Genomic DNA, 21,758 nt, shown 5'->3' on the forward strand with positions numbered 1-21,758 from the left:
GGCGACATGCCCGCGACCATCCTGAACATCTGGGATACGGAGCTGGCCTATAACCACACCACACTCGCCGAGCAGGTGCAGGCACGCCCAGCCCAGCCGGTCCGCCCGGACGGCGCGGAGCCGCTGTGGGGCGTCTACCTCGTCAACCCGGCCGATGGCGGCCACGGGATCCACATGTTCCCGCACTCCACGTTCGAATGGAGGGCCGCCGAGTACGGGATCGACCCGGATGATCTGGAGACGCTGCTGGACGTGATCTTGCACGAGCCTTACATCCCGGACCCGAGTGACTCCCTGGCCTGGGACGACCCGGCAGCGGCCACCGTGCTGAAGGCGACGCGTGGTCTACCGACCTGCTGGACACCCGGCGTGTCCGACGCCGACCGGCTGGCGGCGCACCTGGAGCGGATCCGTCACGTCAAGCAGCATGCCGTGGGGTTGAAGACGATCGCGCGTGCCGACCGGCAGGGCGCCTTGGACTTCGTCGGGGCTCGCCGCGTTGCACCGGCCGACCCCCTGGACCCGATCCGCACGCAGACCAGGCTCGATCCGGTGCGGGTGGCCAGTCGCAAGCTCGCCGTGGACTGGCAGCGCTCCAGCGACCACGGCGGGTCGTTGGCGTTCCAGGCCAAGCCCCCGGCCACGTTCGTGTCCCCCGTCAAGGCCGCCCAGCAGGAGGGATGGGCCGCGTGAGTGAGGAGCGCTCGCCCAACCTGGAGCTGATGCTGGAGAAGCTGCGCAGCCTGGTCGAGGTCGGCTTCGAGAAGGTCAATGGCTCCATCACGCTGATCCTGCAACGCCTTGATCAGGTGGACGGCCGCCACGCCGAGCTTGCTCATGAAGTTGAGGAGACCCGCGACCGGCTGGCCGAGCTGGAGCGCAACACGGTCACCCGAGCGCAGCTCGCCGAGCGCACCCGGCAGATCGTCGGCGTCGTCAGCGTCCTGGTGACCATCGCCGGCGTGGTGATCGCGCTGATCTCCCTGACGCGCAGCTGACCTACTTCTTGCCACCGTTCTTGGCTGCGGCCGACTGGGCCTGCGGACCGAACCCGCTGGCCCCCGTCTTACCGGACGGGTTCTTGTCTCCCGCGCTCTGCACGCGCGAGGCGGCCTTGCCTGTCATGGGCGTCGAACGACCGTCCTTGCCACCGCCGCCTTTTCCGCTGCTGCTCTTGGTCATGACGTCCCCCGATCGTCAGTGACTACCTCCTCCAATTATCCCCCCTCGACGACTCGACGGGAGTCATCCGCCCTGGTGACGGATTGAAGGGCTTGGTACTGCCCGTTCGCGACGGCGTGCTCATGGTGCCCGCCGTGCTGCCCATCCACGTGTCCGAAGCGGCTCTGAAGCTCACCGTCGCCGAGTGGCTCGACCTGCCCACCACCCCCTTGGAGGACATCTATGCCCGAGGACGACCTACCGCCCCTGCCCTACGGCGGGGCGGGCCTGATCGGCGACGACCCGAGCCAGGACGACCTGCCGCAGGAGCCCGGCTCAGCGGTCGAGGACGAGAGCGAGGCGGCATGAGGTTCGCCCGGCGCTTCTACCTGCAACGCGACATCGATATCAGCGGGATCTCCGGCACCGGCCACGTCACCGATGGCGTGTTGTGGCCGGACGGCTCGGCGACCGTGCGCTGGCGCGGCCCCCGGCCCTCCACCGTGCACTGGGATCGCTTCGAGGACGCAATCGCCGTTCACGGCCACGGTGGGGCGACCCGCGTGGTCTGGATCGACCCGAAGGAAGACGATGCCGTCCGGGCCGCTTGACCGTCTGCTCACCGTGGCACGCGGCGAACTGGGCCGAGCCGAGCGCCAGGACGGCTGGACCCGGTACGGCGACTGGTGGGCAGACCGGCACGGCAAGCCCGACTGGTGGGCCAAGCAGCCGTGGTGCGACATGTTCCTGGCCTGGTGCGCGGATCAGGTGGGCCTGCTGGCCGACGTAGGGGACTTCGCTTACACGCCATCGCATGCGAGCTGGTTCAGGCAGCGCGGCCGGTGGGGGCACACGCCCAAGCGCGGGGCCGTCGTCTTCTTCGACTGGGCAGGCAGCCGCAACATCGCGGCCATCGACCACGTCGGCCTCGTCGAGGCCGTGCGCGGCGAAACGGTGATCACCATCGAGGGCAACACCGCCAACAAGGTCATGCGCCGCGCCCGCTCCCAGACCACCATCGCCGGATTCGGCTACCCCGCCTACGTCACCGCCACGGCGCCCGTTGCGCCGCCGTCCCGGACGGAGCAGATCGTGAAGAAGCTGCCGACGCTGCACAAGGGCGCGACCGGCTGGGACGTCAAGACCGTCTTCTACCTGCTGCACGCGCGGGACCACGGCCTGAACGACGGCATCGACGACACACAGTTCGGCGTGCCGATGGAGGACGCCGTTAGGGCATTCCAGCGCGCTGTCGGCCTCGTTGTGGACGGGATCTGCGGCCCGAAGACCTGGGCGGCGCTGCTGAGGGTGCAGTAAACGATCGAGAAGAGGCATTAGCCCTGCCCAGCGGGAAGCTAATGCATGCGTGGAGGTATTGATGAATATAAGCCGATATGCCAAGACGGTTGTCGCCGCCATATTTGCGGCGATCGCCGTCGCGAATGGTGTGGTTTCTCACGATATATTCACCACCACGGAGGTGGTCAACGCAGTTCTCGCCGTACTAGCCGCATTCGGTGTCTACGCGGTGCCAAACGCAGAGCGGTCAGACCGGCGAGGAGGCAGCCTCGCAAAGTAGACCATTGGATGTAAGCCCTAAAGATTATACGTAGTGCACGTATCTAGCCACATCATCCGAAGAAGCCCCGTCGCCTTTACGGCGACGGGGCAATTTTGCGCACAGAAGGGCCGACACAATTAACCAGTATTCGCATCCACTTGCGCACGGTCCGTAGTGGCGCTAGTTTGATGCATGCGGCGGCCAGCGCCCGCCAGACTCCCGTCGAACGGTGCCCATGCCATCTCGACATGAGCGGACAAGACTCCCCGAGTCAGCGACATTCGGTCACATTTGCTCTCTACTGTGGGGTGTCGCATGGGGGCCGCCACGGGAGACAGCCATGAAAAATCAAGCGCGCAAGAACGCCGTCCGTGCGCGAATGGAAGATACTGCGGAGCGCTACACGCGGGCTCGACGTGAGATTATCATCGCCGCGAGTATCTCCGCACATTCAACGGCCAGCAAAGTCATCAGCACGCTCCATCGAGCGACCGGTCTCAGTATCCCCGCGTGCGGAGAGATTTACCATTCTGGGGCCGCCACTCCTCAACGCCCCGTGCCGGATGCCGTATCTCCAGAACTCCGACACCTGGAAATGAAGGTCTTCTATGCACTGATGGAGCCATTTCGGGACAACATCGGGGCGATGGGGTATATTCTGGGACTGGAGGCGGTGGAGCCATGGCCAGACGGGATCGTTCTCATCCCTCACGGTCGACTCTGGCATCGGGTAATAAATTCGCTTCTGCCGTCCTGTGAGCCAAAATCCGGAAATTTGTACGGCGTCGCAGGCCTCCGATTCCACGAAGAGAATGATTCCCATGTATCGCTTATCGACTTGGAGTCGAATCTCATATTGAAGGTAACTCGACGTCCTGATAGAAAAGGGCTCCGGACACTTCCTTTGGATAGGACCCCAAGCGGTTTCATTCCACTGTGGCAGCGATACCCAGACTCGCCGAGCGCCTTGGAAGTCAACGAATGGGAATTCGACCAGGGACGCTACCGCCATGACACCGAATCAACGGCAGCGCGGAATATGCTTTTGAGTCGGCTGCTGAGGCGGGTTGCCATCATCAATAGTACAGCTAAGACACATGGCTGCATCAACCTCTATGACCACAGTCGTCGCGACGCTGTTTTTGAGTGGTGCTGCGGACCAACCGTTACCACCTTCCTCAACTCCCTGGGGGAAACTCGATTCTGCGAGCGCGTGGAGCGCGATCCAGAGCGCGAAAATGACGACGACGCTTGGGCGCGCGCCCTGATTGGCAACGATCGCGTCCTGATGCGCCGGACATATTGCTACATCCCTCCGGGCTACTACCTCTATCGCCGAACCAAGGATCCGAGCGATTTCCTTCGGGACGCCTGACGTCGGATGACCAGAGCGGCACAATGTGCAACGTATCTCTGCCAGTCAAGAATCCGCTGTAAGCACCAACAAGGACCTCTGTTAATAGAAAGCGCCCGCCTGTCCATGATGGACAGACGGGCGCTTTGCGCTTCAGTCAGGAATCGATAAAGCCGTTCACCAGCATCGGAAGGCTGGCGTCGATGCCCGCCACGTTGAGCACGCCGGGGTCGGCCGGGTCACCGATCGTGTAGCCCGAGGTGGTCATGGAGGTCACGACCACCCGCGCGGCGGGCGCGGTCGTGCGCCGGTAGGCGGTCAGCGCCTGGCTGGCGTGCTGGCGTCCGGCCCACGTCTCGTTGTCGGTGAACACCACGATGCCGTCCACCTCCATTCGCTGCTCGCGCGCCCAGGTGAAGGGCAGGCTCAGGTCGGTGCCCCCGCCGGACGGCGACCACGCGGCGATCTCCCGTAGGTTGGTGGGCGGCGTGATGCGGGAGTCGTGCACACGGGTGTCCACGTCGATCACGTGGGCGTTACCGCGCTCAATGCGGCTCAGCACGACCGCCATCGCGCACCCGACCTCGTACGGGGTGCCCAGCGACGACCCGCACGCCTGCCGCCTGCCGTGCTCATCCCGCCTGTGGTTCGACATGACCGACCCCCAGCTCATCGACCCCGAACTGTCCACCGCCACCAGCAGCCGCTTGCCGGTCGGCTCGACCGCACCGAACGCGGCGTCGAACGTCTCCTCCAGGGCATCCAGCACGACCGGTACCGGCCGCCACGTCTGCTCTCTTGCCTGCGGGCTGGGCTGCGAGTGGCCCGAACCGTAGACGCGCAGCGCCAGCCAGGCGTCCATCGGATGGATCCGCGCGTTCACCACGGCGTCGCGGTCGGTGAGCCGTGCCACGACGCGCCGGGAGGCACGGTTCATGGGGGCTAGGGCGCCGATGCGGGTCATCCGCGCGAGGTTGCGAATGAGCGCGGTCAGGCCGACCGTGTCGATCAGCGCCTCCCACACGGCGGGCTCGCGCAGCATGGCGTCCGGCAGGAACTCCCACGGCACCCCGCGCTCCGTGACCAGGGCCACGGCCTCTCCACTGGTGGTGACGTCCTGGGCGGTGAGGTAGGCGTCCACGCTCGGCAGCGCCTCGCGGGCCACCTCGTCGGACACGGTTCCGGCGATCCAGCCGAGCATCGTGTGCCGTGCTACGTCGTCCAGCCGCTCACGCGCACCCGCGCCGAGGGCCGGGGAGATGTGCGCCAGCCGGAGCGCGTCGCGTAGCGCGAAGTCCTCGCCCTGCGGGGTCTTACGCTGGGCGGCCTTGGCCGCTTTGAACGCGATGCGGTCGGGCGTGGCCGACAGGAACCAGCCGGCGAGCGCCCGGCGCAGCGACGCGCCGGTCACCGGCGAGGTACCACGCGCACCGGCCTTGCCGTGCAGGGCCTTGCGGTACCCGAACCAGGCCGACAGATGGTTGGTGGTGCGCGCCACCTCCGGCAGTGCCCGCCGTGCTGCGTACTTGGTCGCCTCGTCGCCGAGGGCGTGGGCGGCGGCCAGCGCGAACAGCGCCGGGTACGGCTTGGGCGCACGGGCCGGGCGGGCGGTACTGATCTCGGTGACCAGCGCGACGACGCGCGTGCCATCGAGCTTGATCGCCTCGAACACCACGTCGGCGTTGTAGGTGGTCAGGTCCTGCTCGCCGACGTAGTAGGTGCCGCCCTGCGTGCCGAGGATCAGGAAGTCGGTCAGCTTGCGCCAGATGTCCTTTTCCCACACGTAGCCCCCGGCGGCGTTGCGCACCTGATCGGCGCGGCCGGGCAGCGGCGCGGTCTGCGGGGTGGCGGTGGTGGTGATTCGAGCCAGTGGATCACGGCGTGCGCTCATGGGCTCTCCAAGGGATCGACCCGCCAGCGGCTCGGCACGCCGTGGCGGATGAGGGGAAAGGGGAGGACGGACGGGGGTCGCGCGACCGGCGCAGACCGGCGCTCAGGCGTGTGGCCTCACGCGGCGCGGTCCCCGCGGGCACCGGTCGTCGTCCGCCCTCCCCGCAGAGGGCTTGCCAGTCCCGCCGGTGGTGTAAGTGTGGAGCACCGACCGGCCGCCCACCCGAACCGGGTCTCAGCCCGAAACGAGCCGACAAGGAGTTGAACCTTCGTGTCGATAACCGACCGGATTCGGCCCACACCACCGGCGGGACTGGCAAGCGGGATGGCTCACGGTGCACCGCCTGGGCGGCGGCGAATCGGTGAACCGTGCTGTGGGATGGGGAGAGGGCACGGATATGGGGCTGTTCACCGGTGTTAAGCGCTCTGCCGATTGAGCTACCGGGGCAAGGCCCAGGCTGGACTCGAACCAGCAACCACTCGCTTACAAGGCGATAACCGACGAACGTTCGACCCGTGTTCTCACCGCATCCCACCGCGCTGCCCGTTCGCCGGGCTGGGCGTGGGCACGGATGTGGAGGCGACGCCGGGTTCGTTTTCCTGTGAATGGAGATAACCGACGTCATTCGACCCGCGCCCACGCCGAGCCCGGCGAACCGAGCGGAGTGAACGATTTGAACAAAACGAACGCTACTCGACGTTATGCGCGCAAAGCAAGCCTTTTTGCTTACGTCGCATGATGAGCTTGGATGCGTGCACGTCAGAGCCCAGGTATCCGATTCAGTCGATGATCAGGTGTGCGACCCGGACCCGGCGGCCGTTGGTCACGCGCCGCAGCAGCTCGACCGGCCGTCCCTGGCCATCACGCGTGATCCGCTCGGCCCGAAGGATGGGGCCGCCCCGCTGGACGCGCAGCGCCGCCGCCTCATCCGCGCCCGCCGTGCGCGCGGCGGCCGTCCACTCGACCGACAGGGCGTCCGAACCCTCTGGCGTTTCGGCTTCGGGCTCTGCGGGCGAGAACGCCTCCTCCAGCATCACCGGCGCCCCCTCCAAAAGTGCCCGGCGGCGGCGATGCACCACCGGCTGTCCCGAGATGATCCCCAGTGCGGCGGCCACCTCGTGCGAGGCCGGGATCACCTGCTCGGACAGCAACGTCATCGTGCCGGCGATCCCCTGGTGGCGACAGGCCCGCTCCCAGGCCAGCTCGTCGGGCCCCATGCTCACGGTGACCACGCGCTGATCCAGCACCACCAGACGTCCCCGCCGAGCCGCGCGGCTCACCAGACCCTCCTCGCGCAGGACGCGCACGGCCGCCGCCAGTGTGCCTCTGGACACGCTGAAGCGCCGCATCAGTTCCTCGCCAGGCGGAAGCAGATCATCCGGTCGCCACTCGCCCTGGTCGATCGCCTCACGCAGTTCGTCGGCGATCTGCCGATAGCGGACGTCGGCGGCCACGGGCGGCTCCTGGCGGGTGGTACGGGTCAAAGGTGCTGTGAGCTGAGGGTATCGCCCGTCATGATCTCTGTCCCGCTCCTGACGCCCGCCCAATCGGGTTGACACCTCCCCTCGTCGCGATGCATGCTGCCCAGAAATCACCAGTTTTCTAGATAACTGAGGATCAGCCGATCCTCGCGCCGCAACGCGAAGGGCGACCCCGACGTAAGCCAGAGCCGCCCTGATAGCCCCACCCGATGGGACCAGCCTCACCACGGCGCCGCTGGCGCACGGAGACAGGCCCAGTATCACACACCGCCCGCATTTCGGCTGATTCGCGACCTGCTCACAGGCTCGCTCCGGTTGCCACCGGGTGAGCCCTTACCACCCCGGTCCACCATCGCGAAAGGACAACCGGGATGCCCGACACGACACCTGTCGCCCCTATGATCCGCTGTGGCGTAAGCGCAAACGCTTATGTCAGTTGGCGGCTCGCATGAGCTGGCTGTATTGGTCCAGCGGCCTGCTCCTCGGCGGGGCTCTCGCGCTCGCCGGTATCCGCCCGCACGGCAAGTCCCTCGGCGCGGGCGTGCTGTCCACCATCGTCGTGCTGGCCTTCCTCGCGGGGGCGATCCTCCTCGCCGCCACGCCCCTTGGCGCGCAGGCCGCCGCCTTGGGGGCGTGGATGGCCAGCGGTGACCTGATCGGCGCACTCGTCGGCCTGGTGCTGGCCGTCTCCTTCGGCTGGCTGGGCGTCGCCGTGATCTACGAAGTGCGTAAGAGCGCCCGCCCCGACAACTTCAGCTACCTGGCCGCCGTCGCGACCCCTCTGGTGTTCCTGGCCCTGCTGGGCGCGGCCAACGGCGAGGCACAGGTTCCGCACCGGGAGTACGTGCAGACGGTGCAGAACGTCCGCATGGCGGTGATGCACGGATGAGCGCTTCGCCGCTATGGGTCGCACTGCTGCTGATCGGCATCGCCCTGCCGTGCTTCCTTGCCTTCCGGCATGCCCGCCGGGACGAAACGTCCGTGCCCGAGATGGTGACGCGGGGCTGGGGGCATAGCCGGACGGTTGTCACCCGCGCCGTCCAGCGGGTGCGGACCGGTGTGGAGGCGGCCCGCAAGGGCGCGGACGGGGCCGCCTCCACACCGCCCACCCCGCACGTATCGGCCCCGGCCGCCCCCAGGCCATCCGCCCCGACGCCCGAGCCCGTCCGCGAAAAGACGGGGGCCGCGCCATCCGCCGAGCAGCCGCGCCCGTCATCGCCGCTTCCCTCGGTGACCGACGCCGTGCACGGCCCGGCGGCGACCCCGCCCGCGGCCGGTGCGATGTTCGGCCTGGTGACCGCCATTGCCGACAGCCTCACCACGCTGTCCCTTATCCGCCACGGACGCGACATCCGCAACCCGGTCGCGCACCTGCTGGCCTACGCCACGATCCTGGCGCACGTCAGCACCAGCATGCGCACCGTGCACGCCCGCATGGTGGACGCCCGGCACGACCCGATGGTGCTGGACACCTTCGCCGCCATGCAGGCAGCCCTGCACACCGCCTCCCTGCAGGGCACGGAGACCGCTCAGACCGCTATCGGCCGATATCGCGGAGCACTGGAAGACGCCGCGCTCGGCACCACCCATCCCCGCCTCAACGACGAATAGGAGATCTGCCCGATGAGCACCACGCGCGCCCCCTCCACCGAGGAGGGGCCGCTGTGGAAGTGCCCGCCGGTGCTGGCCACCCCCGCGCGTGGCGTGCGGTGGCTGCTTGCGCAGGGCTGGCGGCACCGCCGCCTGCTCGCCCCCGGTTACACCGCCGCGCTCATAGCCATAGCCGCCCTGGCCGCACGCGTCACGGCCTGGCCGTGGCCGATCGCCGTATCGGCCGCCGCAGCGGTGACAGCGACGGTCTACCTGGTGGGCCGCATCCGCGAGGTCGCGATGCCGCGCCAGGTGTACCGCACCGGATGCGCCGCCCTGGCGGGCACCTGGTGCCTGACGCTGGCCTTGACCGGTCCGACCTGGCCCCTTACCGCCGCGTGGCTGGCCGGGGCCACGGCGGCGGTTTTCGCCCGCCAGCACGTCGCCCGCCGGTTGCGCCCGCCCCCGCCGCCGCCTCCGGTCGCCCCGCCCCGCCACCCGCTACGCGACGTCATCGAGGACGTGGCTCGGCGGCTGACCGGCGCGGCCGGGGCCATCGGCTTCCCCGATCTGCGCGTGATCCGCGACGACATCCTCACCGACGCCCGATTCACCCTCACCGTGGAGACCCGGCGGCCGGTGCGGGAACTGGATGGCGCCCGCACGCAGATCGCGGCCCGGCTCGGCCTGCCGGTCGGCATGCTGCGCCAGGTGGTCGAGGTGCCCGTCAACGCCGGGCAGGCGGTGATGCACTTCCAGGTCGGTCAGCCGCGCGACGGCAAGCCGATCCCGTGGAGTCCTGACCTGGTGCCCGCCTCCATCCTGGAGCCGCTGCCCATCGGCGTCGGCGAGGACGGCACGCTGCGCGGCCTGTTGCTGGCCACCACCGAGGGCGGCGTGCGCCACGGCGCGGTGTCCGGCAAGACCGGCTTCGGCAAGACCGTGCATCAGATCGTCGTCGGCGCCGGCGTGGCCGCAGCGGGCATCACGTCCGGCAACGCCGTGCTGCTGGTGGCCGATTTGAAGGGCACACTCGACTTCGCGCCGCTCGCTCCCCTCGCCGCCGCCTACACCACCACCGCCGCCGACACCACGGCCATGCTGGGATCGCTCGCCGGATTGTGCGTCGAACCCGGCTCACGCGGCGCACTCCAGCGGCGTGGCGACCGGGTGCTGGTCGCCCGCGAAGGCAGCCCCGCGCTCATCCTGCTCATCGACGAGATGCGGATGGTCTTCTCACCCCATCTCAACCCGCACTGGCAGGCCGCCGCCTCGGCCGCCCACACCATCGCCATGCTCGGCCGCGCCTTCGGTGTGTCGATGCACCTGGCCGGACAAGACATGTCCGCCCAGGGCATGCCGCAAAACGGCACCGACTCGGCCACCGCCCTGCGGCGCCAGCTCCATCACGCGCGCGTGTTCCACGAGGACAGCAGGGCGTCGGGGGAGTTCCTCCTGGACGACTACGCGACGCTGGACGTCAGCTCGCTCCAGTCTCCTGGCCGGTTCTTCCATCGCGACGGCACCGCCTCCAGCATCCCGATCCAGGGGTATGACGCCAAGCCGCTCGCCGTTCACGAGTGGGCGCTGAGCAACCACGACCGGCTATGCCTGCCGGACGGCTACACCACCCGCCTGCTGGGGGAGTGGTGGCCCAACCGGTGGCAGGGCATCGCGCCCAAGCTCGCCGAGTGGCTGCCCACCCGCGCGGTCGACCCGGTCGGCCGCCTCACGCCCGGCACACAGCCCGCTGCGGTGGCCGCGACGGCGGGCACCGCCGAGCGCCAGCCGTCCCTCCGGCCGCTCACGCCCGAGCTGGCCGCGCTGGAGGCACAGCTTTGCGACCTGTTCGGCCACGGCTTCGCCGAACCGGCAGCCCGGCCGGTCACGCCGCTGGACGATCCGGCCCTTGAAGCACTGGCCGTGGCCTTGGAGGCGGCGCGGGCCGGCCGCTCGCGGGCCGAGCTGATCGAGCGCACCGGTCGCGGGCGCACATGGCTGGGAGAGCGGCTCAACCTCGCCGAGACCCTCGGCGTGCTGAGACGCGAAGGGCGCAGCCGCGCCACCCGCTGGCTGGTGTGCCGGGGCGTGGACGGCACCAGGCTGCGCGACGCGCTGGCCGAAGCCGACCGGCTGGCGCGCGACATCAACGATCAAGACGATCTTGAGAAAGGTGGCGGCGACCGTGCCGACGACGCAGCGTGACCAGGCCGGCCCGCTGCCCGCCCCTCGCGCGGGTGCAACGGCCAGGCGGCAGATATGCCTGGCAGGGACGCGACCGTTTCGGCCGCACGGTCGCATCGCGGTCGCATTTGCCTTGCCCGGCGCGGTCGGATCCCGGTCGAAAGGAGGTGACCACCGGTGATCGCCATGGGGGAGTGGGCCGAGGGCTTGATGCTCGCCCTGACCCGTGACTGGCGGCTCGCCGCCGTCGCGACCGGAGCCGCGCTCGCCCTGCTGGGCGGCGCGAGCTGGGCGGCTTGGCGTCTCGCCCGCCGCTTCACCTGGGCCGACCGGTGGACCTTCCTGGGCGCGGTGCTCGCCCAGGGCACCGCCGCCCAGGGCATGCTGCTGTTCTTCCTCGACAAACTCGCCATGCCATCGGCGGCGGCCCTGCTGCTGTTCGGTTTCATCGAGGTCGCCATGCTCGCCTCCACCGTGCGCGCCCGCGACAACATTTGCCGCACCGCCCAGGCGTACGCGTCGGGTGAGAGGTTCCAGCCTCCCTCCGCCGGAGCGGACGGGGTCGCCGTGTGGGTGTTCGCTGCCGTGTCGGGCTTCTTCGCCGCCACCGACGCCGACACGCTCGCCGGTGCCGCCTTCCGGCTCGTGCCACCGCTCGCGGCGGCCTGGTTATGGGAACGGGGACTGTCGGCGACGAGCGCTCACATCACCGGCGCGCGACGCTCGCGGGTGCACTGGCGGCTCACGCCCGAGCGGCTCGCGGTGCGTCTCGGACTCGCTGATCCCTCTGAGCGCTCGGCTTCGGAGGCGAGCGCTCACCACCTGGTGGCGCGTACGGCGGTGGCCGTGCACCGTGCCTGGCGGCTGAGCGCCCGCACCGAGCGCCAGTGGGCGCTCACCACGTGGCGGCGCGAGCGCGCACTGCTGGGCGTCGACCGGGCGTTCCGCCTTCTGGTCGAGCGCTCGGACTTCGCCACCAACCCCGACCGCCAAGCGGACCTGAGCGCTCGGCTCGATGTGCTGTTGGGCGCTCGCCGGGCGCTCGACCACACCCCCCGCCCGCCGTGGCTGAGCGCTCAGCACGAACATGAGGAGCGCCCGCAGGACCAACCTGTCGAGCGCTCTGAGCGCCTCTCGCGAGGGGCTGACGGGCGCTCGGCGGGTGCCGGTCAGCGGCTACCGGAGCGCTCACCGAGCGGTGGTGGGCGCCGCTCGGACGGACGAGAGCGAGCGCGGCGGTACTGGGACGAGCAGATCGAAGCGGGACACGTCCCGGACGCCCCTGAGCTGACCCGCGCCACCGGCGTGGGCGGCTCGACGGCCCGCCGGTATTTCACGGCATGGAAGCGGGAACCCGTGGCGGCCCGGCTGATCGCCGGAGTCAACGGATCGACTAGGAAGGAAGAATGATCATGCGTTTCAACGCGCGGTCTCACGGCCTGCGGCGGCACGCGAGGTCCGTCTGGACGCCACTACCAATGTGGCGGGAGCCGAGCGGCGAGGAGTTCGTGATCGGGCACCTCGCCTACAGCACCGCCGACCCGCTGGTGGCCAGCGTGGGGCACCCCGGTCTGCCGGGCGGCGTGATGAGCCTGCCCTGGCGGACCTTGGAGGTGGCAGCGCGGCAGACCGTCTCGCACGCGGGGACGGTCATCCAGCCCAGCGGCGAGTGGCTGCTGGTGCGCTTCCCCGACGAGAGGCTGTGGCGGATGCGACGCCAGGCGCATCAGATGTTCACCGCCTGCGTCGCGGGCCTGCTGCCGGGCGAGAAGCGTCAGGAGGTCGGCGATTGGGACGACGCGCTCGACGACCTGCTGTCCGGTGAGTACGACGGGGGGTGCGCCGATGGGACGGGACACGGCCGCTGATGACCTGCGAACCGCCCGCGCGATGGCCGCAGTGGCGCTGGACGCCTTCGAGAGGGGAGAAAGCGAACGAGCGCGCACCGCCACGGCCATTGGCATGCTGCACCTGCGGCTCGCTGAGCTTCAGGCGCGGCTGCTGCTCGACATGGACCAGGTGCCGCTGATGTCACGGCGCCGGTCGTCGTGGGAGGCGCTGCTCCACGAGGCAGGCATTCTATGCTAGCAATAGCGCTTACGTCAGGCCGCTCGGTTGCTTCTGGTTGCCGCTCTGGCGGCGCGCTGTCGCGCGGAACGGATGCGCTCGGCCAGTTCCTCGATCGACGGGCCGCCAGGCTCGTGCGCGAGCCGGGCGGCCTCCAGGGGACTCAGCGCGTCACGGCGGGTGCGGGCTTCGGCGAGGATGCGCCCTGCTGCGGCAAGGGCCTGGTCTCGGGTGGTCATCACCCTATTTTGCACGCAAACAAACGATTTGCACGCGACTTGGGGATGGCCTGACTCAGGGCCTCCTTGTCTGCGAGCCCTGCTTTAATGCGGGCATGGCAGAGCACGCCTCCCGCGACGGGGCCGCTGGTAACCTCGCTAGTACTATCCACGGGGTCCTGGAACGTGTCACCTACGCCAACGAGGAGACCGGTTACACGATCGCTCGGGTGGCCACCGAGCGTGGCGGCGATGATCTGCTGACGGTGGTGGGGCCGCTGCTGGGCGCGCAGGTGGGGGAGTCGCTGCGGCTGACCGGCCGGTGGACCTCCCATCCCCGTTACGGCCGCCAGTTCGAGGTGTGGTCCTACCTGACGGTGCTGCCGGCCACGGTGCAGGGCATCCAGCGGTATCTCGGCTCGGGGCTGATCAAGGGCATCGGCCCGAAGATGGCCGAGCGGATCGTCGGGCATTTCGGCACCGGCACGCTCGACGTCATCGAAAAGGAGCCGGGCCGCCTGGTGGAGGTGCCCGGCCTGGGGCCCAAGCGCACCAAGATGATCGCCGCCGCCTGGGAGGAGCAGAAGGTCATCAAGGAGGTGATGGTGTTCCTGCAGGGGGTGGGGGTGTCCACCTCCATCGCGGTGCGGATCTTCAAGCAGTACGGCGATTCGTCCATCGACGTGGTGCGATCCGAGCCGTACCGGCTGGCCGACGACGTGTGGGGGATCGGTTTCAAGACCGCCGACACCATCGCCCAGGCGGTCGGCATCCCGCATGACAGCCCCGAGCGGATCAAGGCGGGCCTGCGCTACACGCTGTCGCAGGCGGCCGACGACGGGCACTGTTTCCTGCCCGCGCCCAACCTGGTCGGCGACGCCGTCAAGATCCTCGGGGTGGAGGCCGGGCCGGTGGCGTCCTGCCTTGAGGAGCTGGCGGCCGAGGAGGGCGTGATCCGCGAGGACGTCCCCACCGAGCGGGGGCCGGTCCCCGCGGTGTACCTGGTGCCCTTCCACCGGGCCGAGTGCTCGCTGGCCGCCTCCCTGGGCGGGCTGCTGCGCACCGGCCGTGACCGGCTGGCCGCGTTCGCGCACGTGGACTGGGATCGCGCGCTGGAGTGGCTGCGCACGCGCACCGGTCACGACCTGGCCGAGGAGCAGGCCCAGGCGGTACGGCTGGCGCTGACGTCCAGGGTCGCGGTGCTGACCGGCGGCCCGGGGTGCGGAAAGTCGTTCACGGTGCGCTCCATCGTGACGCTGGCCCGCGCCAAGAAGGCCAAGGTGATCCTGGCCGCGCCGACCGGCCGCGCGGCCAAGCGGCTGGCGGAGCTGACCGGTCACGAGGCGACCACGGTGCACCGGCTGCTGCAGTTGCGTCCCGGTGGGGACGCCTCCTTCGACCGGGACAATCCGCTGGACGCCGACCTGGTGGTCGTCGACGAGGCCTCCATGCTGGACCTGCTGCTGGCCAACAAGCTGGTCAAGGCGGTCGCGCCGGGGGCGCATCTGCTGCTGGTGGGCGATGTGGACCAGCTTCCCTCGGTGGGCGCCGGTGAGGTGCTGCGCGACCTGCTGGCCGCCGAGCCGGTTCCCCGGGTGCGGCTGACGCGGATCTTCCGCCAGGCCCAGCAGTCGGGGGTGGTGACCAACGCGCACCGGATCAACACGGGCCTGGCGCCCGCGCTGGAGGGGATGACCGACTTCTTCCTGTTCCCCTGCGACGACGCCGAGGAGATCGCGGCGCTGACCGTGGACGTGGTGGCGCGGCGCATCCCGCGCCGGTTCGGCCTGGACGCGCGGCGCGACGTGCAGGTGCTGGCGCCGATGCACCGGGGCGCGGCCGGGGCGGGGGCGCTGAACGCGGCGTTGCAGGAGGCGCTGACCCCGGCGCGGGAGGGCATGCCGGAGCGGCGTTACGGCGGGCGGGTGTTCCGCGTCGGCGACAAGGTCACCCAGTTGCGCAACAACTACGAGAAGGGCGTGGCCGGGGTGTTCAACGGCACCGTGGGCGTGGTGACCGACATCCGTCCCGACGACCACGGCATGACGGTGCGCACCGACGAGGACGAGAGCGTCGACTACGCCTTCGACGAGCTGGACGAGCTTGCCCACGCCTACGCGGTGTCCATCCACCGTTCCCAGGGCAGCGAGTATCCGGCGGTGGTGGTGCCGCTGTCCACGTCGGCGTGGATGATGCTGCAGCGCAACCTGCTTTACACGGCGGTCACCCGCGCCAAGCGGCTGGTGGTGCTGGTCGGGTCGCGGCGGGCGCTGGCCCAGGCGGTGCGCACCAAGGGCGCGGGCCGCCGTCACACCGGGCTGACCCATCGGCTGACCCAGACCCCCTGAGAGCGGGCCTGGTCCGTTCAGGCGGGCACGGTTCAGGCGGGCACGGTGGCCTTGACCTGGCGGACCACGGCCTCGGCGACGCCCCTGGCGCTGCCGGGGTTCTGCCCGGTGATCAGGTTGCCGTCCTGGACCACGTGGGCGCCGAACGGCTCGCCGGCGGTGCTGTAGCTCCCGCCGCGCGCCTTCAGCTCCTCCTGCAGGCTGAACGGCACGACGCGGTCGCGTCCGGCGAGTTCCTCCTCACGCCAGGAGAAGCCGGTGACCTCCCTGCCGCGCACGAACGGTTCCCCGCCCTCGCGGGTGGCGTCGAGCAGCCCGGCGGGGCCGTGGCAGACGGCCGACACGACGCGGCCGCCCTGGTCCATGCGCGTGATCAGCGCGTTGAGCGCGGGGTCGTGCCGGAAGTCGAACATCACGCCGTGGCCGCCGGTCAGGTAGATCCCCCGGTAGGCGTCGGCGTCGACGGCGCCGAGCGGTCTGGTGCGGTCCAGCAGGTCCATGAACGCCCGGTCGGCGTAGCGCCGTCCGGTGCCCAGGTCGTTCAGGACGTCGCGGGCCAGGCTCTCGGGGTCGATCGGGACGAATCCGCCGCGCGGGCTGGCGAGGTCCATGCCGATCCCGGCCTGCTCGGCGTAGTCGTAGAAGTGGGTGAGCTCGCCGAGCCACAGGCCGGTGCGGTAGCCGGCGTTCTCGTACTCGGCGGTGTTGGTGACGATGATCAGGATTCTCTCGCTCGGGGACATGGCCGTACCTCGACGTCCTTGATCTGGATTCGCGGTCCCCGCCGCAGCGCGGCGGCGCCGCCGGCAACGTCCCCCGCCCCTACCCGCGCACCGCGCTGCGACACGCCCTGACGATTCACGTACGCCGGATGTGCCCGTCCACGCCCAGATCCGCACCGCTTCCGAGGGCTTCGGCGTGCCCTGTGAACCTTTGCACTGGTTGAAGCGTCAATGAAGGGGGGCCCGGTCCCTTGACGCGGAGCTTAGCCCGGCAAGGGGGAAGATCTACCACAGCCCAGGACCAAATGTGGGCCGTCCGACGAAAATGTGGCTAATCCGGGCTCAAACCCCACTAGGGTTTTAGTTGTGTTTTGCTGTACTGGGGGAGATAGCTGTGCAGAACTTTGATCGCCGCTGGAAGGGGCCGCTGGCGGGACTGGCGGCGGCGGCGAGCGTCGTACTGACCGCGTCCTGCTCTGGTGGAGCCGCCGGGCAGAACAACGCGAACCCGGCCTCCGCCGAGAAGCCCGCCCCGCCGGCGCCGACCATTCAGGTCACTCCGGCCCAGGGCGCCAAGAAGGTCAGGCCGGACAAACGGATCGTGGTCACCAGCGCGGGCGGGGAGCTGCAGGACGTCACCGTCACGGCCGCGGCCCCCGGCAAGGCGGGCGCCACCGCCCAGCCCGGCGAGCCGGTCGAGGGCCGGTTCGACGCCGCCAAGGCCCGCTGGGTGTCCAAGGAGCGGCTCCAGCCGTCCACCACCTACACCGTCACCGCGACCGCGCAGGGCGCGGGCGGACCGGCGCGGCTGACCAGCCGGTTCAGCACGCTCAAGCCGGCGCGGGAACTGGCCGTCGCCGACGTCACACCCAGCCTGAAGGGCGAGAAGGTCGGCGTGGGGGCGCCGATCATCGTCACCTTCAACCAGGCCGTCGGCGACCGGCGCGCGGTGGAGAAGGCCCTGGAGGTCGAGGCGGAGAAGCCGGTCGAGGGCGCCTGGCGCTGGATCACCGACACCCAGGTGATCTACCGCACCGCCAAGTACTGGCCCGCCCACCAGAAGGTCACCTTCAACGCCCGGCTGACCGGCATCCGCGGCGCCGCCGACATGTACGGCGTCAAGGACATCACCAAGACCATCAACATCGGCGCCAAGGTCATCAGCACCGTCGACACCCGCAAGAAGACCATGAAGGTCAAACGGGACGGCAAGACCGTCAAGTCCATGCTGATCAGCGCGGGCAAGGCCACCACCCGCGAATACACGACCACCACCGGCGTCCACCTGACGATGGAGCGCGCCAATCCGGTCCGGATGATCTCTCCCGGCCGCGAGAAGGACGACCCCGAGTACTACGACGTCATGATCAACCATGCGGTGCGGATCTCCAACTCCGGGGAGTACGTCCACGCCAAGAACAACGTCTGGGCCCAGGGCCGCCAGAACGTCAGCCACGGCTGCGTCAACGCCCGCCCCGACCAGGCCAAGTGGTTCTACGACAACTTCCAGCGCGGCGACGTGGTCGTCGTCACCGGCACCAACCGGAACCTTGAGTGGAACAACGGCTGGGGCTTCTGGCAGATGTCGTTCAAGGAGTGGAAGAAGGGCAGCGCCCTTTCCTGACCGCGGCTCACCGCGGCGTTGCGCGTCAGACCGGACGGCCTGACGCGCACCCGGCGGGGACGACGCGCCGCTGCAGCACCTGGCCGGGCCATCCGCCGACGCTGAACGGCTCGGCTCGGGTGAAGCCCTGCTCCTCGTAGTAGCGCACCAGCCGCCCGTCGCCGCCCGCGTAGCAGTCCACCCGCAGCAGGCCCGCCCCACCGGCCGCGGCCTCCTCGGCGGCGCGGGACAGCAGCGCCCCGCCCACACCCCGGCCCGCGAAGCGGCGGTCGGTCACCAGCCCCTGAACGTACAGCTCCGGCTCCTCAGCGGGTTCGACGTAGCGCACGGGGCCGCCCAGCACCATGCAGCCGGCGGGCCTGCCGTCCAGCTCCGCGATGCGCATGCCGCCCCCGGCGGCCCAGCCGCTGACCGTCTCGATCCGCCCGGCCTGCGCGGAGAACGGCACCGCGCCCCACTGCCGTTCACGGCCCCGCGCGGCCAGCCACTCCACCGCCCCGTCGAACATGCCCAGCACCGCCGGCACGTCCCCCAGCCCACCCAGCCGAATCCTCATCGCCGGGATCCTACGTCCGGGCCCCCGCACACGGGCGCCCAGGCCCGTCCGGCCGCGCGCCGCAGGCCGTCGCGGGTGTGCCCGCTGTATGAGATGCGGCGGCCGCGCGGGCGGCGGGGCCGCCGGGCAGGGTGATGACGGGCAGGGTGATGACGGGGCCGATTTCCGCCGGTACCGAGGGCGGGGGCGCGCCCAGGATGGGGGTATGACCACTGATATCGCTTCTGCCGCGATCGTGATCCGGGCCATCGAGCCCGAGGTCGTCGCCGGGTTGCTGCGCCGGGACGACGCAGGTCGGGAGCCTCGGCCGATGGTCTGCGCCGATGGTGGCAGCCCGTTGCGGTGCTGCCTCGGGCGCAGTGTCCCTGGGGAGGAGATCGCGCTGGTCTCCTACGCGCCGCTGCGCCGCTGGGCGCGGGAGACCGGGGCGGATCCGGGGGCCTACGACGAGGTCGGGCCGGTGTTCGTGCACGCCGGGCCGTGCCCCGGCCCGCCGTCCGAGCCGGGCTTCCCGCCCAAGATGGGCGGTGAACTGCGCGTGCTCCGCACCTACGGCGCCGATGGCAGGATCCTGGGCGGTCACCTGGCCGCAGGGCACCTCACCACCGACCCGCGGACGGCCACCGGCCTGCTGGCCGGGCGGTTCGCCGACCCCCGGGTGGCGGTCGTCCACGTGCGGGCCGTCGAATTCGGCTGTTTCCTGTTCGAGGCGCGCCGCGCGCCCTGACCCCCGCGCCCCTGCCGCGCCGCGTCCAAGGGGAAGGGCCGGCTACACCAGTGCGAGCTGGTGCGCCCGGGGACGCGGCGCGGGGACCAGCGGACCTGCGTCGCGCAGCCCGAAGGCCGCGGCCAGGCGGCGCACCTGGGTGATGATCCGCTCCCGGTAGGCGGGGTCGGCGTCGGGGCCGCCGGCGTACAGCTCGGCGTAGCGGGGCAGCAGCCGCGGGTGGCGCTCGCCCACCCAGGCCCAGAACCACTCGCGCGCCCCCGGCGGCAGCCGCAGCACCAGCGGCAGCACCTCGGTGGCGCCGCTGGCCGCGATGCGCCGCACCGTCGCCTCCAACTGGTCGGCCCCGTCGGTCAGGCACGGCAGGATCGGCGCCATCGTCACCGCGCACGGCACCCCCCGCGCGGCCAGCGCGGCGATCACCTCAAGCCGCCGCTGCGGGCTCGGCGCGCCCGGCTCCACCGCCCGGCGCACCTGCTCGTCGACGAACGCGATCGACATCGCGACCCGGCCGCCCGCCTCGCCCGCGGCCTGGGCCAGCAGGTCGGCGTCACGGGCGACGAGCGGCCGCTTGGTGTAGACCGTGAACGGGTTGCGAGCCTCGGCCAGCACCCCGAGCAGGCCGGGCATCAGCCGGTAGCGTTCCTCGGCCGGCTGGTAGCAGTCGCCGCCGACGCCGACCGCGACCGGTTCGCCCCGCCAGCCGGGGGCGGCCAGTTCCACCCGCAGCCGCCGCACGGCGTTGGGCCGCACCACGATCCGCGTCTCGAAGGACTCCCCGGCGTCCATGCCGAGCCGCCGGTGCGCGCCGCGCCCGGAGCAGTAGCGGCACGCCGACGCGCAGCCCCGGTAGGGGCTGATGCCCCACTCCTCCAAGGGCTCGGTGTCACGGCCCACGCGTTCCAGCAGTGTCCTGGCCTGCACCTCGACGAAACTGGTGCCCTCGGGCCCCGCCCGCACCACCGCGCCGCGCGGCAGGGGCGGGGCCGAAGGCCCGTCCGAGGCGGCCACGAGCGGCGGCGCATCCCAACGCATGAGGTCAAGTGGAACACGCATTCGACTGGGGTTGCAAGCGTTTCACGCGCGTCGGCGGGCGGCCGGTAACGTGGAAGGGAAGTCCATGTTCCGAACCGGGAGGATGTCCCGACCGTGTCGCGCCCGCCCCGCCCTTCCCGACCCTCCCGGCCCCATGCCGCCGCCTTCTGACGACCCCGGGGACGCACGGGGCGCGCCGCTGCCGCTCGCGCGGGCCCGCGACCTGTGGGACGCCGACCCCGGCTGGCTCAACACCGCCAGCTACGGCCTGCCGCCGCGCCCCGCCGTACAGGACCTGAACACCGTCATCGACCAGTGGCGCCACGGCTCCACCGACTGGCGCGCGTGGGACGCCGCCACCGGCCGCGCCCGCGACGCGTTCGCCGCCCTCGTCGGAGCCGACGCCGCCGACGTCGCAGTCGGCACCGGCGTCGCCCAGGCCCTGTCGGTGGTCGCCGCCTCCCTGCCGCCGGACGCCGAGGTCCTGGTCCCGGCCGAGGAGTTCACCTCCAACCTGTTCCCCTGGGCGGTCTCGGCGCGGCTGCGGACCGCGCCGATGGCCCGCCTGGCCGAGGAGGTCACCGCCCGCACCCGCCTGGTGGCGTTCAGCCTGGTACAGTCGGCCACCGGCGAGATCGCCCCCGCCGACGACATCCTGGCCGCCGCCCGCGCCCACGACGCGCTGACCGTCACCGACGCCACCCAGGCGTGCGGCTGGCTACCGGTGTCGGCCACCCGTTTCGACGTGCTCACCTGCGCCGCCTACAAGTGGCTGATGGCCCCGCGCGGCGCGGCCTACACCTACCTGTCGCCGCGGGCACGGCAGGTGACGCGCCCGATCGCGGCCGGCTGGTACGCCGGAGCCGATGAGGGCGGTTCCTTCTACGGGCCGCCGCTGCGCCTGGCCCCGGGCGCGCGGGCGTTCGACGCCTCCCCGGCATGGTTCAGCCAGGTCGGCGCGGCCACCGCGATGGAGCTGATCAACCGGATCGGGGTGCGCGCGATCCACGACCACGACACGGCGCTGGCGGCGCGGTTCTCGGCCGCGCTGGGCCTGCCGCCCACCGGCAGCGCCATCGTCACCGCCGACGGCGGCGACCAGGCCGAGCGGCGCCTGGCCGAGGCGGGGATCCGCGCCGCCGTCCGCGCGGGCCGGGTGCGGGTCGCCTTCCACCTGTACAACGACTCCGATGACGCCGACCGGGCCGCCGCCGCGCTCACCGGCCGCCCCTGAGCAGC

At 70.6% G+C, this 21,758-nt stretch carries 23 protein-coding genes; 16 read left to right on the top strand and 7 right to left on the bottom strand.

Annotated features, from left to right (window positions below; genetic code table 11):
- The first annotated feature begins 6 nt into the window (after positions 1-6).
- Together P3X83_RS29090 and P3X83_RS29095 are read left to right on the top strand one after the other, a co-directional pair.
- Positions 7-693 carry a hypothetical protein gene (locus tag P3X83_RS29090; protein ID WP_277308451.1) on the top strand — a complete coding sequence of 229 codons (687 nt, stop codon included), beginning with the start codon at positions 7-9 and terminating at the stop codon, positions 691-693.
- Positions 690-998: a hypothetical protein gene (locus P3X83_RS29095; protein WP_277308452.1), complete on the top strand. Its 309-nt coding sequence runs from the start codon at positions 690-692 to the stop codon at positions 996-998. The genes P3X83_RS29090 and P3X83_RS29095 overlap by 4 nt, the downstream gene beginning before the upstream one ends.
- Before the next feature lies 1 nt (position 999).
- Here the strand turns inward: P3X83_RS29095 and P3X83_RS29100 are convergent, their stop codons facing one another.
- On the bottom strand, positions 1,000-1,182 hold the full coding sequence (locus P3X83_RS29100; RefSeq protein WP_277308453.1) for a hypothetical protein: 183 nt from the start codon (positions 1,180-1,182) through the stop codon (positions 1,000-1,002).
- 222 nt (positions 1,183-1,404) lie between these two features.
- Here P3X83_RS29100 and P3X83_RS29105 point away from each other — a divergent pair, with 222 nt between their 5' ends.
- From P3X83_RS29105 to P3X83_RS29120, 4 genes are all read left to right on the top strand, one after another.
- Entirely contained in the window at positions 1,405-1,530 is a 126-nt protein-coding gene (locus P3X83_RS29105) for a hypothetical protein (protein WP_277308454.1), read from the top strand.
- Positions 1,527-1,772 (top strand): hypothetical protein, encoded by a 246-nt coding sequence (locus P3X83_RS29110; RefSeq protein ID WP_277308455.1) that lies wholly within the window; start codon positions 1,527-1,529, stop codon positions 1,770-1,772. Before P3X83_RS29105 ends, P3X83_RS29110 begins: the two co-directional genes overlap by 4 nt.
- Positions 1,753-2,478: a CHAP domain-containing protein gene (locus P3X83_RS29115; RefSeq protein WP_277308456.1), complete on the top strand. Its 726-nt coding sequence runs from the start codon at positions 1,753-1,755 to the stop codon at positions 2,476-2,478. Before P3X83_RS29110 ends, P3X83_RS29115 begins: the two co-directional genes overlap by 20 nt.
- 584 nt (positions 2,479-3,062) lie before the next feature.
- On the top strand, positions 3,063-4,097 hold the full coding sequence (locus tag P3X83_RS29120; RefSeq protein WP_277308457.1) for a hypothetical protein: 1,035 nt from the start codon (positions 3,063-3,065) through the stop codon (positions 4,095-4,097).
- A gap of 136 nt (positions 4,098-4,233) precedes the next feature.
- On the opposite strand, the gene P3X83_RS29125 is transcribed toward P3X83_RS29120, so the two are convergent.
- Complete coding sequence (locus tag P3X83_RS29125) at positions 4,234-5,967, bottom strand: TROVE domain-containing protein (protein ID WP_277308458.1); 1,734 nt, start codon at positions 5,965-5,967, stop codon at positions 4,234-4,236.
- A 779-nt stretch (positions 5,968-6,746) separates the two neighbouring features.
- On the bottom strand, positions 6,747-7,421 hold the full coding sequence (locus P3X83_RS29130; protein ID WP_277308459.1) for a GntR family transcriptional regulator: 675 nt from the start codon (positions 7,419-7,421) through the stop codon (positions 6,747-6,749).
- Positions 7,422-7,896: 475 nt separating this feature from the next.
- On the opposite strand from P3X83_RS29130, the gene P3X83_RS29135 reads away from it, so the two are divergent.
- The 6 genes from P3X83_RS29135 to P3X83_RS29160 all read left to right on the top strand — a co-directional run bounded on the left by P3X83_RS29135 (position 7,897) and on the right by P3X83_RS29160 (position 13,310).
- Positions 7,897-8,337, top strand: a complete 441-nt coding sequence (locus tag P3X83_RS29135; RefSeq protein WP_277308460.1) for a hypothetical protein — start codon at positions 7,897-7,899, stop codon at positions 8,335-8,337.
- The gene (locus tag P3X83_RS29140) at positions 8,334-9,059 is read left to right on the top strand and encodes a hypothetical protein (protein ID WP_277308461.1); all 726 of its coding nucleotides are present in this window, start codon (positions 8,334-8,336) and stop codon (positions 9,057-9,059) included. Before P3X83_RS29135 ends, P3X83_RS29140 begins: the two co-directional genes overlap by 4 nt.
- A gap of 12 nt (positions 9,060-9,071) precedes the next feature.
- The gene (locus P3X83_RS29145) at positions 9,072-11,243 is read left to right on the top strand and encodes a hypothetical protein (RefSeq protein ID WP_277308462.1); all 2,172 of its coding nucleotides are present in this window, start codon (positions 9,072-9,074) and stop codon (positions 11,241-11,243) included.
- A 156-nt stretch (positions 11,244-11,399) separates the two neighbouring features.
- Complete coding sequence (locus P3X83_RS29150; RefSeq protein ID WP_277308463.1) at positions 11,400-12,632, top strand: hypothetical protein; 1,233 nt, start codon at positions 11,400-11,402, stop codon at positions 12,630-12,632.
- Positions 12,633-12,634: 2 nt separating this feature from the next.
- Positions 12,635-13,090 carry a hypothetical protein gene (locus P3X83_RS29155; protein ID WP_277308464.1) on the top strand — a complete coding sequence of 152 codons (456 nt, stop codon included), beginning with the start codon at positions 12,635-12,637 and terminating at the stop codon, positions 13,088-13,090.
- Positions 13,068-13,310: a hypothetical protein gene (locus P3X83_RS29160; RefSeq protein ID WP_277308465.1), complete on the top strand. Its 243-nt coding sequence runs from the start codon at positions 13,068-13,070 to the stop codon at positions 13,308-13,310. Before P3X83_RS29155 ends, P3X83_RS29160 begins: the two co-directional genes overlap by 23 nt.
- Positions 13,311-13,324: 14 nt before the next feature.
- On the opposite strand, the gene P3X83_RS29165 is transcribed toward P3X83_RS29160, so the two are convergent.
- Positions 13,325-13,528: a hypothetical protein gene (locus tag P3X83_RS29165; protein WP_277308467.1), complete on the bottom strand. Its 204-nt coding sequence runs from the start codon at positions 13,526-13,528 to the stop codon at positions 13,325-13,327.
- Positions 13,529-13,623: 95 nt separating this feature from the next.
- Between P3X83_RS29165 and P3X83_RS29170 the strand changes: the two genes are divergently transcribed.
- The gene (locus P3X83_RS29170; protein WP_277308468.1) at positions 13,624-15,855 is read left to right on the top strand and encodes an ATP-dependent RecD-like DNA helicase; all 2,232 of its coding nucleotides are present in this window, start codon (positions 13,624-13,626) and stop codon (positions 15,853-15,855) included.
- Positions 15,856-15,887: 32 nt separating this feature from the next.
- Here the strand turns inward: P3X83_RS29170 and P3X83_RS29175 are convergent, their stop codons facing one another.
- Positions 15,888-16,598, bottom strand: coding sequence for a type 1 glutamine amidotransferase domain-containing protein (locus P3X83_RS29175; RefSeq protein WP_277308469.1), 711 nt, complete (start codon positions 16,596-16,598; stop codon positions 15,888-15,890).
- 373 nt (positions 16,599-16,971) lie between these two features.
- Between P3X83_RS29175 and P3X83_RS29180 the strand changes: the two genes are divergently transcribed.
- The gene (locus P3X83_RS29180) at positions 16,972-18,201 is read left to right on the top strand and encodes an Ig-like domain-containing protein (protein ID WP_277308470.1); all 1,230 of its coding nucleotides are present in this window, start codon (positions 16,972-16,974) and stop codon (positions 18,199-18,201) included.
- Between the two features lie 25 nt (positions 18,202-18,226).
- Here P3X83_RS29180 and P3X83_RS29185 read toward each other — a convergent pair whose 3' ends face one another.
- Complete coding sequence (locus P3X83_RS29185) at positions 18,227-18,757, bottom strand: GNAT family N-acetyltransferase (protein ID WP_277308471.1); 531 nt, start codon at positions 18,755-18,757, stop codon at positions 18,227-18,229.
- 205 nt (positions 18,758-18,962) lie between these two features.
- Here P3X83_RS29185 and P3X83_RS29190 point away from each other — a divergent pair, with 205 nt between their 5' ends.
- On the top strand, positions 18,963-19,484 hold the full coding sequence (locus P3X83_RS29190; protein ID WP_277308472.1) for a DUF1203 domain-containing protein: 522 nt from the start codon (positions 18,963-18,965) through the stop codon (positions 19,482-19,484).
- A gap of 42 nt (positions 19,485-19,526) precedes the next feature.
- On the opposite strand, the gene P3X83_RS29195 is transcribed toward P3X83_RS29190, so the two are convergent.
- Positions 19,527-20,519, bottom strand: a complete 993-nt coding sequence (locus P3X83_RS29195; protein ID WP_277308473.1) for a radical SAM protein — start codon at positions 20,517-20,519, stop codon at positions 19,527-19,529.
- A 154-nt stretch (positions 20,520-20,673) separates the two neighbouring features.
- On the opposite strand from P3X83_RS29195, the gene P3X83_RS29200 reads away from it, so the two are divergent.
- Positions 20,674-21,753: an aminotransferase class V-fold PLP-dependent enzyme gene (locus P3X83_RS29200; protein ID WP_277308474.1), complete on the top strand. Its 1,080-nt coding sequence runs from the start codon at positions 20,674-20,676 to the stop codon at positions 21,751-21,753.
- Positions 21,754-21,758 lie beyond the last annotated feature (5 nt).

This window comes from Spongiactinospora sp. TRM90649 (assembly GCF_029382225.1).
Taxonomy (GTDB): Bacteria; Actinomycetota; Actinomycetes; order Streptosporangiales; family Streptosporangiaceae; genus Spongiactinospora.